The sequence below is a fragment of the Thalassotalea sp. PP2-459 genome (genome assembly GCF_001913705.1).
GTDB lineage: Bacteria > Pseudomonadota > Gammaproteobacteria > Enterobacterales > Alteromonadaceae > Thalassotalea_C > Thalassotalea_C hakodatensis.
The window spans coordinates 68,440-86,316 of the sequence record NZ_MKQD01000019.1 but is presented as its reverse complement, the minus strand read 5'-3'; the positions used below and the strand labels follow the sequence as shown (position 1 = coordinate 86,316).

General features: G+C 37.1%; 18 protein-coding genes. 8 read left to right on the top strand and 10 right to left on the bottom strand.

What is annotated here, in order from left to right; translation table 11 throughout:
- Positions 1-76: 76 nt before the first annotated feature.
- From BI291_RS18390 to BI291_RS03825, 5 genes are all read right to left on the bottom strand, one after another.
- The gene (locus tag BI291_RS18390) at positions 77-226 is read right to left on the bottom strand and encodes a hypothetical protein (RefSeq protein WP_175573070.1); all 150 of its coding nucleotides are present in this window, start codon (positions 224-226) and stop codon (positions 77-79) included.
- Between the two features lie 183 nt (positions 227-409).
- Entirely contained in the window at positions 410-2,047 is a 1,638-nt protein-coding gene (gene panP, locus BI291_RS03840; RefSeq protein ID WP_074496429.1) for a pyridoxal-dependent aspartate 1-decarboxylase PanP, read from the bottom strand.
- 444 nt (positions 2,048-2,491) lie between these two features.
- On the bottom strand, positions 2,492-3,175 hold the full coding sequence (locus BI291_RS03835; RefSeq protein WP_074496428.1) for a tRNA (guanosine(46)-N(7))-methyltransferase TrmB: 684 nt from the start codon (positions 3,173-3,175) through the stop codon (positions 2,492-2,494).
- Entirely contained in the window at positions 3,175-3,948 is a 774-nt protein-coding gene (locus BI291_RS03830; protein ID WP_074496427.1) for an ABC transporter permease, read from the bottom strand. Before BI291_RS03830 ends, BI291_RS03835 begins: the two co-directional genes overlap by 1 nt.
- Positions 3,949-3,950: 2 nt before the next feature.
- Positions 3,951-4,880, bottom strand: coding sequence for an ABC transporter ATP-binding protein (locus tag BI291_RS03825; RefSeq protein ID WP_074496426.1), 930 nt, complete (start codon positions 4,878-4,880; stop codon positions 3,951-3,953).
- 171 nt (positions 4,881-5,051) lie between these two features.
- On the opposite strand from BI291_RS03825, the gene BI291_RS03820 reads away from it, so the two are divergent.
- The 3 genes from BI291_RS03820 (at position 5,052) to BI291_RS03810 (ending at position 9,535) form a co-directional block, all read left to right on the top strand.
- Positions 5,052-7,385, top strand: a complete 2,334-nt coding sequence (locus BI291_RS03820; protein WP_083601885.1) for a S9 family peptidase — start codon at positions 5,052-5,054, stop codon at positions 7,383-7,385.
- 265 nt (positions 7,386-7,650) lie between these two features.
- Entirely contained in the window at positions 7,651-7,965 is a 315-nt protein-coding gene (locus tag BI291_RS03815; RefSeq protein ID WP_074496425.1) for a DUF4389 domain-containing protein, read from the top strand.
- Between the two features lie 76 nt (positions 7,966-8,041).
- A complete protein-coding gene (locus BI291_RS03810; RefSeq protein WP_074496424.1) occupies positions 8,042-9,535 on the top strand; it encodes a serine hydrolase in 1,494 nt (497 codons plus the stop codon).
- A gap of 54 nt (positions 9,536-9,589) precedes the next feature.
- On the opposite strand, the gene efp is transcribed toward BI291_RS03810, so the two are convergent.
- Complete coding sequence (gene efp, locus BI291_RS03805) at positions 9,590-10,159, bottom strand: elongation factor P (RefSeq protein WP_074496423.1); 570 nt, start codon at positions 10,157-10,159, stop codon at positions 9,590-9,592.
- A gap of 37 nt (positions 10,160-10,196) precedes the next feature.
- Between efp and epmB the strand changes: the two genes are divergently transcribed.
- Both epmB and BI291_RS03795 read left to right on the top strand, forming a co-directional pair.
- A complete protein-coding gene (gene epmB, locus BI291_RS03800; RefSeq protein WP_074496422.1) occupies positions 10,197-11,213 on the top strand; it encodes an EF-P beta-lysylation protein EpmB in 1,017 nt (338 codons plus the stop codon).
- Between the two features lie 36 nt (positions 11,214-11,249).
- Complete coding sequence (locus BI291_RS03795; protein ID WP_074496421.1) at positions 11,250-11,555, top strand: hypothetical protein; 306 nt, start codon at positions 11,250-11,252, stop codon at positions 11,553-11,555.
- Between the two features lie 174 nt (positions 11,556-11,729).
- Here the strand turns inward: BI291_RS03795 and BI291_RS03790 are convergent, their stop codons facing one another.
- Both BI291_RS03790 and BI291_RS03785 read right to left on the bottom strand, forming a co-directional pair.
- A complete protein-coding gene (locus BI291_RS03790; protein WP_083601884.1) occupies positions 11,730-12,215 on the bottom strand; it encodes a DUF3016 domain-containing protein in 486 nt (161 codons plus the stop codon).
- A gap of 138 nt (positions 12,216-12,353) precedes the next feature.
- Positions 12,354-12,611, bottom strand: a complete 258-nt coding sequence (locus tag BI291_RS03785) for a TonB-dependent receptor (RefSeq protein ID WP_074496420.1) — start codon at positions 12,609-12,611, stop codon at positions 12,354-12,356.
- 284 nt (positions 12,612-12,895) lie between these two features.
- Here BI291_RS03785 and BI291_RS03780 point away from each other — a divergent pair, with 284 nt between their 5' ends.
- The 3 genes from BI291_RS03780 to bfr (BI291_RS03770) all read left to right on the top strand — a co-directional run bounded on the left by BI291_RS03780 (position 12,896) and on the right by bfr (BI291_RS03770) (position 14,209).
- Entirely contained in the window at positions 12,896-13,090 is a 195-nt protein-coding gene (locus BI291_RS03780; RefSeq protein WP_074496419.1) for a (2Fe-2S)-binding protein, read from the top strand.
- 176 nt (positions 13,091-13,266) lie between these two features.
- Positions 13,267-13,731 carry a bacterioferritin gene (gene bfr, locus BI291_RS03775; RefSeq protein WP_074496418.1) on the top strand — a complete coding sequence of 155 codons (465 nt, stop codon included), beginning with the start codon at positions 13,267-13,269 and terminating at the stop codon, positions 13,729-13,731.
- Between the two features lie 10 nt (positions 13,732-13,741).
- Complete coding sequence (gene bfr / locus BI291_RS03770; RefSeq protein ID WP_074496417.1) at positions 13,742-14,209, top strand: bacterioferritin; 468 nt, start codon at positions 13,742-13,744, stop codon at positions 14,207-14,209.
- Positions 14,210-14,580: 371 nt separating this feature from the next.
- Here the strand turns inward: bfr (BI291_RS03770) and BI291_RS03765 are convergent, their stop codons facing one another.
- Both BI291_RS03765 and BI291_RS03760 read right to left on the bottom strand, forming a co-directional pair.
- A complete protein-coding gene (locus tag BI291_RS03765; RefSeq protein ID WP_074496416.1) occupies positions 14,581-16,074 on the bottom strand; it encodes a serine hydrolase in 1,494 nt (497 codons plus the stop codon).
- Positions 16,075-16,312: 238 nt separating this feature from the next.
- A complete protein-coding gene (locus BI291_RS03760; protein ID WP_074496415.1) occupies positions 16,313-17,476 on the bottom strand; it encodes an AraC family transcriptional regulator in 1,164 nt (387 codons plus the stop codon).
- Positions 17,477-17,877 lie beyond the last annotated feature (401 nt).

Sequence of the window (17,877 nt, the reverse complement as noted above, 5' to 3'; positions counted from 1 at the left end):
ACAACAAAGATTACATAATAAAAAAGGCCAACAGTGGTTTTTCACTGCTGGCCTTTCAAACGTGTGTTAGTTGATTTTATTCGTATGAACGTTCAAGCCACATAAGTTGACTCTTCAAATCTTCAATTTCTTTTTGCGCATCAACAAGTTGCTGCTCAATAGATTTATCTTCGATAGTGCGCTCATCAATCATTTCTGGCATATTACTGTCCTCTTTATACATCATACAGCCCTCAAAAATGTAATCATAGGTGTAATATTACACCTTAACTTTCATTTTGTAAAACAATCGAAAGAAAAACATTTCGGTTAGAAAGCAAAAGAGTGTAAATTTTAGGCAACAGTCACGAAAAATTTCGATAAGATTCAAGAATCAAGCAATGTTAATCACAATAACATTGCTTCATACTTATAGGTTTTGTGATAAAGCGACCAACTTGGGTAAAAAGTGGCTGCTCTCTTGAGCTAATTCTACTTGTTCCTCTAGAACATCTTTTAAAATCTCTTTTGAAGTAAGTGGATTTGCCAACACAACACGGAAGACTAATGTTTTCCTGCCGTGATATTTTTTCACCTCGATACGCGTACGAGACACAAAAGACTTGCCGTTCTCACGTTGCCTTTTCTGAATGAATTTAGTGAGCTTATCCAATAGATTATTGACGTTAGTAAGCGTGTTTTCATCCGCTTTAGACAATAATTGCTGAACAGAGGCTGGATTATAACGATAGGTTAATAAACATAGTTCAGGTTCTGTTACTAATTCAAAGTCAGGATGTTTATCAATAATATCAGCAAAATATTTTGCCTTCTCAATACCCTGGTTAATCAGCATTTCATAGCCTGGGCGACTAATAATGTGCAAACTTGCATAAACGAGCATCGCCATACCCGGCCTTGAGCCTTCTAATGTATGCGCACCCAAGTCTTTTGAACCTTTACGTAAAATATATTCAGCATGATGCTCAATTGAAGCGACTGACGCAGGATTACGAAAAACAACTAAGCCTGCCCCCATAGGTACATACATTTGTTTATGCGCATCAATAGTGACTGAATCAGCACGCTCAATGCCGTTTAACAAACCTCTGTGTTTACTTGAAAGTAAGGTAGCGCCACCCCAAGCAGCATCAACATGAAAATGACATTGGTATTCATTCGCCACATCTGCTAATTCGTGGAGCGGATCAATATTACCCGTTTCTGTCGTGCCAGCAACGCCGACGATACTTAAAATACGAATATTTTTTGCGGTAAGCTCTTGGCACTTTTCTCTGAGCTTTTGCGGGTCCATTTTATTATGTTCATCGGTTGGTATAGCAACAACGCTGTCTTGACCAATACCTAACACATCAGCTGATTTTTTCAGCGAGTAATGACCTCGTTTAGAAACCAAAATGGCTAAGCCGTCGTACTGATAATGCTTTAATGCATTGAATAAACCTTCTCGTGCGACTCCTTTAAAAGAACCATCTGCTCGTAACAGATTATTGCGAGCCACCCAAAGTGCTGTGATATTGGCCACTGTGCCGCCTGAACAAAATGCGCCTAATGAATGGTTTGCACTGTGCATCCATTGCTGATAAAAATTTTCTTCAAATTGGTACACCAACCGATGCATCATACCTAATACTTGACGCTCTAACGGTGTAAAAGCTTTTGAGGTTTCAATTTTGACCAGGTTCTGGTTTAACCCCACCATCAATTTTGAAAGGGGTAAAATAAAATAAGGCAATGCAGAGGTCATGTGACCAATAAAACTAGGGCTTGAGGTATGAACAGATTGTGACACCAACTTTTCGAGTAAGTGGTGCATGTGATCAGAAACAAATGCAGGTTGCTCTGGAATTTTAGAGCAATCAAAATCTTTTTCTATTTCAGTCAGTGCAGTTTCTTTTGCAGCTATATGTGAACCAAGAAATCCAGCAAGGTTTTGCGAGATCTCTTGTTCTATCCGCCCTAACGTTGAGTCAGGTGCTTCTGGAATAGTAAAAATACGTAGTAACGACTCTTCTGTCGCATTTGCCGCACGTTTGTTTGTTGTCATAAATAGCACTAACTAATTATTGTCATTAACCCGATACTAATGACCCTTCATAGGTGCGGCACTGTAATAAAATTTAGATCAAATGTCTTGCTTTTTTCACGATTAACACTATTTTGCTAACAAAGTGTTAGCCAATTAATGTTGCTAAGTAAACAAAACCAAGTTCCACTATTGCTAAACTACTTAATGCCATCATAAGTACATTTTTTTTGATATTGTGAGTCATTTTCATTTCCTCTATTAAAATTGACTGATGCTTATCTATAAACAAATATCAGACCAATATTGATATACCATTGTTTTATCTGCATTTTTCCTATAAAACAATGATTACCACTATGATTAATAGTAGTTACAAAAACAATAAAATGGTAATTTTAACCAACAATTTTTAAAAAATTGACCAACAATAAAGTACTCACGTAATTTCGCTATCAGCCCATACTAGAAAATATCTAGCTGCCAGCAAGTTTGTCCACTCGCTTGGTACTTAGCTTCAAACGGTGTCAATGCAGGGCTATTTTCCACTTTGCAAATATCACCAGTACGATTAGTTAGCTTAGCCGCAATTAAAAACTCTTCGAGATATAAACGCCAATTACTACGTAAAGTAATACGTTTGCCTAATGAAATTATTTCAGGAAATACAGCACTGCCATGCCATCGACGTTGAATATGCTTACTTTTAGGCCATGGGTTAGGATAAAGAATATAATGCTGGTTTACTTGCCATTTTTCTTGGGCCACTAAACGATAAAAATCATTAAGATCAGCACGTAACAGTAGGTAGTTATTCACCCCTTGCGTATCGGTACGTTCAATCAACTCTTCATCATTACGCTCTATGCGATGCGCCGATTTATCAACCCCAATAACTAAAGCATTAGGGTTGTTTTTCGCCAATAAACGGGTACTTTGGCCAACGCCGCAACATGAATCGAGGATCACCTCTCCTTGGTGTGCTTTAACGCGTTCATTTGCAATAGAAAATGCCTCTAACGTATGTTGTTGATAAGGCTTTTTTGAACGATGCGCTAGATGTTTCTCAACAATTTCTGTCAGTTTCTCGTGAATCCCCGTTTGGTTAGTCACAATAACTTTTGAGTCTCCTAATTGTGTTTCATCCATCAGCTTCTTAATCCAATACCTTTAGTGATCAAATACATGGCAATGGCATATAAACCAATAATAAACGCACCTAGCACACTAAACGCCACTGGTAAGCTGACATCAGAAATACCTAAAAATCCATAGCGGAAAGCATTAACCATATAGACAATGGGGTTGATTTTTGACACGCCTTGCCAAAAATCAGGTAATAAACTTATCGAATAGAATACCCCACCTAAATACGTTAGCGGCGTTAATACAAAGGTAGGAATGATAGAAATATCGTCAAAACTGCCTGCAAATACGGCATTAATCAAACCACCTAAAGCAAAGGTTGCTGACGTAAGTGCGACTGTGGCAATGATCACCCATACATTATGAATTTGGATCTGAGTAAAAAACATCGCGATGATTGTAACAATTAAGCCCACTAATATACCACGAGCCATACCACCGCCAACATAACCAGCAACGATGACCCAATTAGGTACAGGAGCGACGAGCATCTCTTCGACATTGCGTTGCCATTTGGCGCTAAAAAACGAAGATGCCACATTAGAATAGGAATTAGTTATAACGCTCATCATAATCAAACCAGGTACGATAAACGACATATAATCAAAGCCGCCCATTTGACCAATTCTTGAACCGATTAACGAACCAAAAATAACAAAATACAAACTGATGGTAATGGCAGGTGGCACTAATGTTTGCACCCAAATACGCATAAAGCGATGAGTTTCTTTATGTAAAATACTTTTTAAGGCAACCATATTTCTGGTAGATGACATGCTTACGCTTCCTCCGCTTTTTCGCCTGTTCCAACAAGGCTGACAAACAGCTCTTCTAATCGGTTGCTTTTATTTCTCATACTGATCACATCAATGTTTTGCTCGCTCAATTGTGCAAATACATCATTAATTCGTTGTGATTTTTTCACATCAACCTCTACGGTATGATCATCAATAACCCGATAACAAAATCCGTTGAGTACAGGGACATTACTGTTAGGCTTGAGGTCTAAAATAAACGTTTCTAAATCTAGCTTTGCCAATAACGATTTCATATCTGTATTTTCAACAATAACGCCTGAATCAATAATTGCGATATTGCGGCACAACATCTCAGCCTCTTCTAGGTAATGTGTCGTTAAGATAATGGTAATACCTTGCTTATTTAACTCGCGAAGGAAGTCCCACATAGAACGTCTTAACTCAATATCGACACCCGCTGTAGGTTCATCTAAAATCAGCATTTGGGGTTCATGCATCAATGCACGAGCAATCATTAAGCGTCGCTTCATACCACCTGAGAGCATACGCGCTGCATTATCTCTTTTCTCCCATAAATCTAATTGCTTTAGATACTTTTCAGCTCGCTGATGAGCTGTTTCTCGATCTACGCCATAATAGCCAGCTTGATTTACTAATATTTTCGTTAAACTTTCAAACTGATTAAAATTAAACTCTTGTGGCACTAAACCAATATGACTTTTTGCCGTTTCTAGTGCCTGATCAATATCATAGCCAAAAACTTTTACTTTTCCTGCAGATTTATTCACTAAAGAAGTTATCACACCGATTGTAGTGGATTTACCCGCACCATTTGGGCCGAGTAACGCGAAAAAATCCCCACTTTCAACGGAAAGATCTATCCCTTTTAACGCTTGAAAGCCACCTTTGTAGGTTTTCTTGAGATCTGAGATTTCGAGTGCTTTGGTCATATCGATTTCAAAATTAAAACAAATAATGATTATAAGTGAGGCAATAATGCACGAAATTCAAGCGTGTAAATAAAATAAAATTCACCTTTGCGCTAGAATAATAACGGTGACTTATTGCCTTTGAATTGTATACAATTTAAAGTAACGGCGTTATCCATAAGGAATATCACAATGCAATTAACAACAATTAAGCAACTACTTATAGGTGCAGCGCTCACCACAGCGATTGTGGCCTGCCAATCAACAGACAGTAAGCCTAATGAACAGGCAAAGAATAATCTCGCTAAAGAAGAGAACACATTAACACTAAAGCGAATTTATCAAGATTACGAATTTAGCTCAGATAGAATCGGGCGCATTCGTTGGTTAGCTGACAACAGCGGCTATACCGCTATTGAAAAATCAGCCGCTAGTAAAAAAGATAAAGAAGGAAAGTCAGTTTCAGTTGGCAAAGATATCGTTATTTATAACCCTCAAACGCTGGATCGTGAAGTACTAGTAAGCGCTCAGCAGTTAACACCTGAAGGAAAAGATTCTCCACTTTCAATTCATGATTACATTTGGTCAGAAGATCGCAAGCAATTATTAATTTATACCAATAGTAAACGCGTTTGGCGTTCAAATAGCCGCGGTGACTATTGGGTACTTAACCTTGCAACAAATAAACTAGTGCAATTAGGTGGAGCAAACGCAAAACCAAGCAGTTTAATGTTTGCAAAATTTTCGCCTGACGGAACACGCGTGGCCTATGTGCGCGAAGATAACGTGTACGTTGAAAACTTATCAACCAACAACATAACTCAATTAACTGATGATGCAGGAAACGGTATTATCAACGGTTTATTTGATTGGGTGTATGAAGAAGAATTCTCGATTCGTGATGGTTTTCGCTGGAGCCCAGATGGTAGCAAAATTGCTTTTTGGCAATTAGATACCACTGGCAGTAAAGACTTCATCATGATCAACAACACCGACGAACTTTACCCAACCATTACAAAATTTCCTTATCCTAAAGTGGGCGAAACAAATTCACTCGCAAAAATAGGTATTGTTGATTTATCCACTAAAGAAACTATCTTTCCTGATTTACCGTTTAATTCACGTAATATGTATATTCCTCGTATGAATTGGGCAGGTAACGGCAAAGAAATACTGATCCAACACGTGAATCGCAAGCAAGATACTAATCGCTTATATCTTGCGAACAGCACGAGTGGTCAATTAACCCGCATTATGACCGAGCAAGAAGAAACCTTCCTCGATTTTTATGATGATGCCCACTGGTTAAATGATGGCAACTACTTTATCTGGACAAGTGAACGTAGTGGCTGGCGTGATCTATACCGCATTTCAAGAGACGGTAAAGAAGTAATTAATTTAACGCCTGGTGATTTCGATGTGACTGCATTCGGCTCAATACAAGCCATTGATGAACAAGGTGGTTGGGTATACTTTACCGCATCAATAGGCAATACCTCTGAACGCTATTTATATCGTAGTAAACTTGATGGTAGTGTTGTCAATCAACGTTTAACACCTAATACTTTTGCAGGTGTAAATTATTATCAAATGTCACCAAATGGCCAATGGGCTGTGCATAGTTATTCCGCGTTTGATAAGCCAACGCAAAAACGCTTAGTGTCGATTGAAGGGCACCAAGAAAAGCACATGTTAATGAGCAACAAAAAGCTTGTTAACAAGTTAGCAAAATTGAATAAGCCCAGTCATGAATTTTTTCAAGTAAAAGCCAGAGACGGTGTTGTGCTTGACGGTTACATTATGCGCCCAGCTGATTTTGATCCAACTAAAAAGTATCCCATTATTTTCTACGTGTACAGCGAACCTGCTGGTCAAACGGTGCAAAATAGATGGCGAGGAAGTTCATACTTATGGGACAGCTATATGACGGAGCAAGGCTATATTATTGCTTCTATTGATAGTCGTGGCGCACAAACACCTAAAGGGCGCGAATGGCGTAAATCAATTTACGGTGCGGTAGGCATTCTTGCTTCACGCGATCAAGCTGACGCTTTAGACGCCATGGCAAAACGTTGGAATTACATAGATACAAATCGTGTGGGTATTTGGGGACATTCGGGCGGCGGCTCAATGACATTAAATATGTTATTCCGTTACCCTGAAAAATATCATGTAGGTGTTTCATTAGCGCCGGTACCTGATCAAAAGCTATACGATTCTATTTATCAAGAACGTTACTCTGGGTTATTGCCTGACTATGAAGAAGGTTACAAGCAAGGTTCTCCCATCACGCATGCAAAGAATCTAGAAGGTAATTTATTACTTGTACATGGTACGGGTGATGACAATGTGCATTATCAAGGTGCTGAACGCCTAATCAACGAATTGGTAAAACATAATAAGCAATTTGACTTTATGTCTTACCCTAACCGCAGCCACGGTATTTATGAAGGTGAAGGTACAACACTGCATCTAAATACGATGAAAACACAATATTTCAATCGTCATTTAAAAAATAAACAGTAAAACTGCATTGTACTGAAGCATCAAAAACCTGCCAATTGGCAGGTTTTTTTATAACTTTTAAAAACAATACAAAGTGGCAAATTAAACCTAAGAATAGTAAAAACCACTATTACCTCTTCTGCAAAAAATAACTTAACCCATTGTTAATATTTACTTTATATTTTATGGTCACACTTTTGCTTATATTGAGCATCAATAATCAATTAACGGCGATGTTCACTATTTATCATTGCGGTTATGCTTTATTTTAGCAGTAGAGGATATTATGAGAGAAATTAATTCGACAGAGAAAAAGAACTGGTTAAGTGCAAGTACATGGTTACGTGGTTTATTCATGCTGCTATTTGGTTTTATTGCAGGTTTTACCCGTTTTATTATCACCTTAATTGCCATATTCCAATTTTTATCACTACTGGCAACAGGTCGAGGAAACACTCATCTTAAAAGCTTTGGTGAAAGCTTAAATAACTATATTTATCATATTAACCAGTTTTTAACGCTTAATACCGATAAATACCCATTCCCTTTAAGTAGTTGGCCAGAAGAAAAACCACATTACCGTTACACGCCTAGAGATTAAAACAGCACGGAAACCATCGCTAATTATTTTATTGGTTAGCAATGGTTTCAATATAATTACCTATCGAGTTTACGCTATGTACCTGCAAATAGTAAATCGTATCATACCAACCATAATATTTTTGCTGTTCAGCCAAGTGTCAAATGCTAACAGTTACCTGCAAAAGTTTGATCGCTTTCTTATTAACACGATCGACACATTGGACCTTAAAAGCTCTTTATCTGTAGCAGTTGTAAAAGATGGTACAGTCATTTACCAAAATACACACGGCTACGCCAATATTGCCAAACAAGAAAAAGCGACTGCTAACACACTCTATTATATCGCATCTATTACGAAGCCGATATTTTCACTTGCAATACAAAGAGTATTGTCGCAATCAAAGTACAGTTTACATACCACGCTTAAAGAAATGTTCCCTGAAGTTAATTTCCAAACTGAAATAAAGGCAGAACACATCACAATAAAAGATTTACTCGCACATACTTCTGGATTATCAGATCAATATTTAACAACAGCCGTATCACTCACAGGCATACATAATCCAACGCTAAAATTAACCATGCTGACACATTTAACTATTAATGAAGAAAACCCACTTGGTCAGTTTGACTATACAAATTTAGGGTACAACATTATCAGTTTGTGGTACGAAAAAACCTTCTATCATCCCTGGCAAACTGTCGTTAAACAGCATGTACTAACACCGATGAACATGCTCAGTACAACAGGCTTTAAAAGTGAAGCTTTACAAAATAACAAACAGATTGCCAAACCCTATACTTACTTTTCATTATCGCCTCAAAAAGCGCTTTATTTAGAGAAGCAAGACAATACCTTACATGCAGCTGGAGGTATCTATTCGACAATAAGTGATATGGCAACGTTTCTTATTCATCAACTCAGCGCGAAGCAAATATCTTCATTATCCAAAAGTATACATTTCACCCAGAAACCAATCGTGGCACTCGACAGTGCACGAGGTGACTTTAAACGTACTCACTACGGATTAGGATGGTATATCGGTCCATACAAGCAACATAAAACCTATCATCATTTTGGCAGTTTTGATGGTTATCGGCCGCATCTATCTTTTATGCCAGAACAAGGCATTGGATTGGTTATTTTAAATAACGAAGGTATGTTAAACGATAAACTAACAGATGTTATTGCCGATTATATTTATGGCTCTCTATTAAAGGAAAATGCTATAGAACAAACAGCAGCTGCACGTTTAGCTAAACTCGCAAACATGGCAAAAAAATACCGCACAGTCTATGTGAAAAAAGAACAAGGTTACCTAGAAAAACCACTCGCTTTAACACTTGATAAAAAAGCTTTTACAGGTACTTATGCGCACCCACTTGCAGGTGAAGTTAATATTTCGCTAAACGATGAAAAGTATTTCGTGACTTGGGGTAATCTACACGCAACCGCCACAGCTTTTAAGCAGCCAGATATATTACGTATAAAATTAAGACCAACCCGTGGGCAGCTCATTAGGTTTTATATTGAGCAACACAGTATTAGCGCGCTAACGCTAGACGGGATTACATTTAACAAACAATAGCGCAAAAAAAAGCCTTGCTTAGCAAGGCTTACTTAAACGAAACAATAAAACGCGTTATTTACCTGCGCGTGAAACATATTCACCCGTGCGGGTATCGACTTTTACTACTTCACCAATTTGCACAAACAGTGGAACGCGTACAACAGCGCCCGTTGATAATGTAGCAGGTTTACCGCCAGTACCAGCAGTATCACCTTTTAAACCTGGGTCAGTTTCGGTAATTTCTAACTCAACAAAATTAGGTGGTGTTACCGAAATTGGCGTGCCATTCCAGAACGTTATCGTACATAAATCACCTTCCGATAACCATTTTATATTATCGCCTACCGCTTTTTCGTCAGCAGCAACTTGCTCAAAGGTGTCATTATTCATAAAATGCCAGAATTCGCCATCGGCATATAAATAACCGAGTTCTGAATCCATTACATCAGCACCTTCGACAGAATCACCTGATTTAAAGGTTTTTTCTAGCACTTTGCCAGAGATTAACTTACGGATTTTTACACGGTTAAATGCTTGGCCTTTACCCGGCTTAACGATTTCATTTTCTAAAATGTTACAAGGTTCGCCGTCGATCATTAATTTAAGACCGGCTTTAAATTGGTTAGTACTGAATGAAGCCATAAATACTCGCTTTACTTTCGAGAGATTGAAATTATAAATGCCGCAAATAATACCTTATATTCACGATAATTTGCACACTTCTTGGCAAAAAGAGTTAGCAGCCGTTGTGACAGACCCGAGTGAACTGTTAAAAATGCTTGATATTGACCCAAATGCTTACCAAGCTCACTTTTCAGCACGTAAGCTATTCCCCGTGCGTGTACCCAAACCTTTTATTGCGCGAATGATAAAAGGCGACATTGATGATCCACTACTAAAACAAGTAATGCCATTGTCGGATGAATTTATTGAAACCACAGGATTCAGTACCGACCCGCTAGCAGAACATGACACTGTCGCTGAAGGGTTATTACATAAATATAAACACCGTGTGCTTATGATAGTGAAAGCCGGCTGTGCGATTAATTGTCGTTATTGTTTCCGTCGTCATTTTCCTTATGCTGATAACAGCCCGAATAAACAGCGTTGGCAGCAAGCACTTGACTACATCGCAGACCATCAAGAAATTAATGAGGTGATCTTTAGCGGTGGTGACCCTTTAATGGCTAATGATCAACACTTGCATTGGTTGATAACAGAAATAGAACGTATCTCACATGTAAAGCGATTACGAATCCACAGTAGATTACCCGTAGTAATTCCCCAACGGATCACACCTGAGTTGGTGAATATGCTCGCAAACACTCGACTTAAAAGCACCCTTGTGTTTCATATCAATCATCCAAATGAAATAGATCAACAATTTGCAAACGCCATTGAGCCCTTGCGGCAAGCTAGAATACCGCTGTTCAATCAAAGTGTTTTATTAAAAGGAGTTAACGACGAAGTAAACACCTTATGCCACCTTAGTGAACAACTCTTTGATCATGGCATTCAACCTTATTACTTACATTTGTTCGATAAGGTACAAGGTGTCGCGCATTTTGATATTGACAATCAGCAAGCTCAAACATTAGTCGCAGAGATGATGGCTATCTTGCCTGGCTTTTTAATGCCTAAAGTAGTGAGAGAAATTGCAGGTGAAGCTAACAAAACCCCCATAAAGCTGGCATAATAGCCGCCATTATTTTGAACAAACTATGAATGTGCTATGAGTGAAGCTGTTAGTAAACAATTGGTAGACAATATTTCAATTATTTTAAAAAAATCGTTGGCGGCAGATGCCACACTAACGGATTTGCGTGAAAAAAAGATGGCAAATTTTGAAAATATTTTTACCAAAGATGCCGGCTTTAACGCCAATGCCAATACTTTTCAACCCTATGTAGAAGAAGTTGCTGACGACTTATTAAAGTGGCAACAAACTCAAGATCAACAGTTACTTATTATGTTAGTCAAAAAAATAGAACAATTGTTTAATGTCTTAGGTAATTTTGAAAATACCTACCGTCAATAAATAGGTCAAACGCTGGTCAATTGAATTCGATTTTGGCTTAATGTCGCGACTCAATAGTTGACTACGTCACGAAACACCGTTTATTTCAAGACAACACAACAATAGTTATTATGTAGGTGTGTTAATAATAAGCAATAAAAAAAGCTGTAATGACAGCTTTTTTTAAAGCACTACTTATTGTTTAAAAGTACTTTCAAACCAATCGTCTAACATCACTTTTTCATAATGAAGAAAAGAGTTGTTATAACGTAAACTACTACGCATCATGAAGCCCATATCTTTCAAATGTTCTTCGCCTTCTTGAAGAATTTGCTCTGAAGCATCAACTAACTGATATGAAAACTTCATACGTGGGATATGAATATCTTTAATCACACGTATACGCTCCATGGTTTCATGAACATCACCCGCTAAATCAACATCAGTTACGGTAACTTTTAAAACCTGTTCTTTAGGAAGTTGCTCTGCAAGTTTAGCAAAGTGCTGTTCAAACTCTTTAAACACGCGCTTTTTAAACTTAGCCCTATGTTCTTGTCCAGCATACACATCTCTATATTTATCGGGGTTCTGCCACGTTACTTCACTTGTCCCAGCTAAAGCCATTGGCACAACAAATAAAACAGATAATAATGTGGAGATAATTCTATTCACTTTATACATCACGTTTTCCTCTTTGCTATAAGCCTATTAATTAGACCGGAGTTTGACTAAAAAATGTGTGTTCAATTGTAATCAACATCATAATGCTAATAATCACACACTACAATATTCATTCCAAATCTATGCTGTTCACGCTGATTAACGATAAAAACGTTCATTAAAATGAATAAGTATAAGATGCCATAACTGTTCTACCTCTACCAGGCATATGCCTTTTGCCCCCGCTGAGCTCCAATAAGCCTTATCAAATACATTTTCAACTTTAACCGTAAATATACTGTTTACATGTTCCATTTGATATTTAACGCCAACATCAACACGCAAATATGAAGGAAGACTTAGCGTGTTATTGACATTCTGCTGCCTTTTACCAACAAAAAAAGCGCCAAACTGCACATTAGACCAAGCAAGTATTGAAGTTGATAATCAATAAACGCATTGGCTTTAATCTTAGCTACATTCGCGGATTGATTACCATTTAATGTTTGGTTATTCACTAAGCTTGTCAGCTTTCCATCTTGTGAAGTAGTCACTTGTAATATTTTATTTTCACGTCAAGTTTTTAGTATCACATTGACTTATCTAGATAAATTTTCACATCAGAAAAAAGACAAATATTATGCTTGCATTTTAACCAAATGATAACTATTATCACTCGCATAATCATTAAGGGTAGTATTATGTTTGTTTGCATTTGCAATGGCATCACAGATAAAGATATTCAAAACGTTGTACGCAATGAAGGCGTAGGTTCTATGCGTGAGCTTAAAAAACATCTTGCTGTTGGTAAAGACTGTGGATCTTGTGTAAAAGCAGCGCAACGTATTATGGATAACACGATTATTGATGAATCACTTTTTCAAAATGTTGGCTAACCGCCTCTTTTTCCTGTAATTCTCTTATTCTCCTCAAAAACCTGTAAATATTGATGCTTAATAAAAATAGAAACAAGAATAGTTTTCAATATTAAACCATTGATTTTATTTGTTTTTTTGACTTTTAGCCTACACATTCTATAATAGAACCACTATTTGCTAACAGGGCGCTATTCATGCAAAGTCAAAGCATCATTATTACGTCATTAAACACAGTTCTCACTACCGAGCTAACGTCTATTAATCAATACTTCTTGCATGCCCGAATGTATAAAAATTGGGGCTTTAGTAAGCTAAATGATCAATGCTATAAAAAATCTATTAAAGACATGAAGCAAGCAGATGCCATTATTGAGCGCGTGTTATTTTTAGAAGGACTACCTAATTTACAACGACTTGGCGCATTATCAATTGGTGAAAAAACCGAAGAAATGTTGCAATGCGATACTAAGTTTCAATTGGCGCAAATTGAACAAATGAAACAAGCGATCGTGGTTTGCGAACAAGAAAAAGACTTTGTTACTCGTCAGTTATTAGTTGAAATTCTTGATTACGAAGAAGAACATTTAGATTGGTTAGAAACACAAGCATACCAAATTGAGCAAATGGGTTTAGAGAAATATTTACAAGCACAGTTATAGAGGACTAATCATGAAAGGTAATACAGAAATTATTAACGCCTTAAACGGCTTGTTAGCTTACGAATTAGCCGCAATGGACCAATATTTCATTCATTCAAGAATGTACCATGACTGGGGCTTAACAAAGCTATTTGAACGTATCGATCATGAGTTTGATGACGAAAAAGGTCATGCCACACTATTAATAGAGCGTATTCTATTTTTAGAAGGTACGCCTGACATGGTTACACGTACCGGCCTTGATATAGGCAAAGACGTGCCACAGATGCTAAGCAATGATTTAGACGTAGAGCTTGCTGTAGATAACGCTTTAAAAGATGCCATGGCGCTTTGTGAACAGAAAAAAGATTTTGTGACTCGTAACATACTGCAAACGTTAATTGATGATACGGAAACAGATCATGCGTTTTGGTTAGAGCAACAACTTAGACTGATTAAAACTATTGGTTTAGAGAACTATTTGCAGTCACAACTGTAGTTATACGCAGAATAAAAAAAACCGCCAAGGCGGTTTTTTTTATTCATGAATGTGCAAACAATACATTCAGCGTAGGGTAAATTGACAATGACAAGGCGCTTTAAGCGATGCATAGCTCGTGCTATGCGAGTCGAAAAAGCAACGATGTCAGAATCTATTTAATCAAGCATAAATTACATCATGCTGCCCATATATAGAACAAGCAACTGATCATTAACTAAAAAATAAATACATAAAGTAGAATATCCCGCTTGTTGCCCCAATCAAGGGCTTAGTTAAACATTTTTAAATTTTATGAATTAAGATGCATATTGAAAACAGCTTACGATCTTAGCTCTTATATTGAGAAGTTATAATGTAACGTCCTTACCTTAACTTTTCATCAGCTTTTTTAATTGCTCTTTAGCGTGTTTGTTATCAGGTTTTAACTCAAGTACTTTTTTATAAAGTTCAACTGCTTTATGTTTATCACCTAACAACCAATAAGTTTCCGCTAAGCTATCATAGGTATTGGCGCTTAAAGGGTAAAGGTGGGTATTCAATTTAAAAATTTCTAACGCTTTTTGCAACTGCTTTTGTTCTATCAGCTTATAACCCCAGCTATTTAATGCGTCCTCTTCAAACTTTAACTGTTGAGTTTGCTGTAACTCTTTAGCAAGCTGCACAGCCTTTATATAACCTTGTGATTCTAATTCCTTCCAAAGTACTTTTATGGCAGGAGGCAAGCCAAAACCATTTTTTGCTTTCATTTGAGGAATATAAAAACCTGCAATTTCATCTATAAAGTGTGATGGAAGACCGCCCATAAGGTTGGTGAGCACCACAATTGATAGATCATCTTCTGGGTAAACAAAAAACGCGGCACGATCCCCTCCTGATGCTGCAACTGCTGGGTGTTCCGGCCTTTCAACAACAGGCCATCCTAATGCATAACCGTTTAATAATTTATTAAACCCTTTGGTTTTACCGCTAGTGAGTACTGCTGGTGTCCATAAGGTCTCGATACTTGAAGGTTTACTTAGGAGCTTTCCATTTTGTAAAGCAATAATCCAAGTAGCAATTTCTGTAGCAGTAGAACTCATGCCTGCCGTAGTACGAAGAAAAGCCGGGAAGTCTGCCGCCTTTATGTTCGATATTTCGCCCGAGCCATAATAATAAGTATAACGACGCGCAGAGTGCATTACTACGTCTTTAAGATTTGAAAAGCCGGCTTCTTCGGTTCTACCCATATTTGCTCTACGTAACTGGTTTTGAGTTATATAGTCGATAAAATTTTGGCCACTCACATTGTCTATGATTTTACCTATCAGCAAATAATTCGTTTGGTTATAGCGAAATTGGCTATTGGCTTTAAAATCTAGTGGCCTTTTTTTAACTAATTCCCATGACGCTTTTGCACCCTCACTGGAAATTAACTGGGCATTGTTGCTATTCATGATATCTGGTAGCCCTGAAGTGTGAGTTAATAGCTGTTTTACTGTAACGTTATGCCATTCAGCGGGTAAACTTGGTATGTATTTAGAGATTTTTGCAGACACTTCAAGCTTGCCCAGCTCAACCAATTGCATTACCGCGACACCGGTAAATGCCTTAGTAATTGAGTTAATTGAAAATACGGTGTTATCGTCTACCGGAATAGCGTCTTGAATGTTGGCTAAACCATAACTTGCTGTTTTAACTATTTTTCCATTTTTAACAATAGCCAATTGTAAACCAGGAATTTTTCTGTCGAGCATTTCAGCACGCAGAAAATCATCTATCTCGTCTGCCTGTGCTAAACCACTTGTTAGCCCCATTATTAGACAGAGTGAAAGTACAGTAGCTTTCACATATAGTGCTGTATTGTAACTAATAGATCTGCTCATTTTTTACCCTTTATACTAAACATGAAACCCAATAGTAAATATTTCCCTGCTAACTTAGTCGTGGAAAGAATCATTATTGGGCGATCATTTTGCCATTCGTTAAATAGTAATGGCGTCAACATTGAAGGGGTATAATGGCGTAGTTCTAGCAATAGTTCGACCGACTAAAAAAGTCGGACCTTGCATTTATATTGGGCTAGCGTGATTAATGAAAAATTAATTCATACCTATTGATAACTTATGAATGTAATTTTCGATATTGAGAAGGTGTCATCAACAGGTGTTTTTTAAAGGCAGTATTAAACGATGATTTTGAATTAAACCCCACTTCGTGCAAGATCTCTAAAACCGTTTTTGACGGTTGCTCATTTTTGATCAGCATTTCGGCAGCTAAATTTATTCGATACAAATTCACGAAATCAAAGAAGTGTTGCCCTATTTTTCTGTTGATAGTTATTGAGAGCTCACTGCTAGGTAGGTTAATTCGTTCCGCCAAAGTATCTACGCTTAAATAGGGATCTAAAAAAGGCTTATTATGCTCCATGTAGTTCCTTAATCGCAAAACAATAGCATCGTATTTTTCAGTTTCGATAGTGGGAGTTTTAGCAACACTTGAATTATCTTTACTGGTAGCCAGTTCATCAGTCACTGTTATGGTTGAACTTACTCCGTTAAATAGCTCAGGTTTATGCAGCGCTTGCCACAATATACAACAAATACTTAATAACGCCGAAATAACCATGAATAGTTGCACTAGTCTTTCTAACTCATAGTTTTGGTAAATCGAGAACCTAAAATACATTCTTCCTAAACCTATAAAATAGATCAGAGTAAACAAAAATATCAGTTGGGTTAACCAACGCTTGTTTAATCTATCTGCATCAGAGTAATTTTCTACAACAACTTTCCGATACCTTATTATATGTTTATAAATGGCTACAAGGTACAAGCCAAACTGTATAGATGTCATGAAATGAATAAAGGTTAATTCAGCTACAGCAGTGAAGTTGTCATACCAAAGCTGTTTTGAAGCATTATCCACACTGAAAAAATTGGGTATCATCACGAGACAAGCTATGACGTAAGGAATGGTGTGCAATAAGTGTTTAAGTTTTAATGTAAAGTCATTATAAATAGCTGTTTTAACATAAAGGTATAAAGTCGGCCCCATAAACAGTGAAACATTATATCTGAGCATATCTAAATCGGGATAAGTTTGGTAAAAGTCGTTAAATATGATGTTACTCAAATCAATGACTACAACTAATAGATAAGCTGCAAGTAGTTTATGACGTAAGCGATTGCCAGAGCTAAGACTACAAAGATAGGTGGCTACAAATAAATAAGAAAAAAACACCACTAAGACAATATTTTCAAACATTACTACAATACTCTCAACCACTGAATGCTTTCCTGTTTATATGCTATCGATGATTCGAAAATAAGAATTATATCTAAATTTCCGTAAAAGCGAGTAAGTTACTCCAACTTCGTTCTGGCACCAACACGCTTATCGCTCTAAATAACCTAAGCCCTATCGATATAATGATTACTTTGTCTGTGGAGCTCCAATGAGTAAAACAAACACTAACGTCATCAAAAAGTTAGCATTAGTTGTTTAATGATGAATGACTGTTTTAGTAGCTATTAATATGATAGTTAATTTAACGTCTTTTGAATATTAAAAATAGCTAAAAAATTATTGATGATAATGACCGCAATGACAGATCACTTATCGCTAGGTAAGCCAAGACTAACGTTTATATCGTATCAGAGCAGCCGTTTTATAATTAAATACCAGTG

Bases quoted from the DNA above. Each gene is read 5' to 3' on its own strand.
- BI291_RS03835 (WP_074496428.1), bottom strand. From the start codon at position 3,175: ATGGATGAAACACAATTAGGAGACTCAAAAGTTATTGTGACTAACCAA.
- BI291_RS03815 (WP_074496425.1), top strand. From the start codon at position 7,651: ATGAGAGAAATTAATTCGACAGAGAAAAAGAACTGGTTAAGTGCAAGT.
- BI291_RS03830 (WP_074496427.1), bottom strand. From the start codon at position 3,948: ATGTCATCTACCAGAAATATGGTTGCCTTAAAAAGTATTTTACATAAA.
- BI291_RS03810 (WP_074496424.1), top strand. From the start codon at position 8,042: ATGTACCTGCAAATAGTAAATCGTATCATACCAACCATAATATTTTTG.
- bfr (WP_074496418.1), top strand. From the start codon at position 13,267: ATGCAAAGTCAAAGCATCATTATTACGTCATTAAACACAGTTCTCACT.
- BI291_RS03825 (WP_074496426.1), bottom strand. From the start codon at position 4,880: ATGACCAAAGCACTCGAAATCTCAGATCTCAAGAAAACCTACAAAGGT.
- panP (WP_074496429.1), bottom strand. From the start codon at position 2,047: ATGACAACAAACAAACGTGCGGCAAATGCGACAGAAGAGTCGTTACTA.
- BI291_RS03765 (WP_074496416.1), bottom strand. From the start codon at position 16,074: ATGAGCAGATCTATTAGTTACAATACAGCACTATATGTGAAAGCTACT.
- BI291_RS03780 (WP_074496419.1), top strand. From the start codon at position 12,896: ATGTTTGTTTGCATTTGCAATGGCATCACAGATAAAGATATTCAAAAC.
- bfr (WP_074496417.1), top strand. From the start codon at position 13,742: ATGAAAGGTAATACAGAAATTATTAACGCCTTAAACGGCTTGTTAGCT.
- BI291_RS03790 (WP_083601884.1), bottom strand. From the start codon at position 12,215: ATGTATAAAGTGAATAGAATTATCTCCACATTATTATCTGTTTTATTT.
- BI291_RS03795 (WP_074496421.1), top strand. From the start codon at position 11,250: ATGAGTGAAGCTGTTAGTAAACAATTGGTAGACAATATTTCAATTATT.
- epmB (WP_074496422.1), top strand. From the start codon at position 10,197: ATGCCGCAAATAATACCTTATATTCACGATAATTTGCACACTTCTTGG.
- BI291_RS18390 (WP_175573070.1), bottom strand. From the start codon at position 226: ATGATGTATAAAGAGGACAGTAATATGCCAGAAATGATTGATGAGCGC.
- BI291_RS03820 (WP_083601885.1), top strand. From the start codon at position 5,052: ATGCAATTAACAACAATTAAGCAACTACTTATAGGTGCAGCGCTCACC.
- efp (WP_074496423.1), bottom strand. From the start codon at position 10,159: ATGGCTTCATTCAGTACTAACCAATTTAAAGCCGGTCTTAAATTAATG.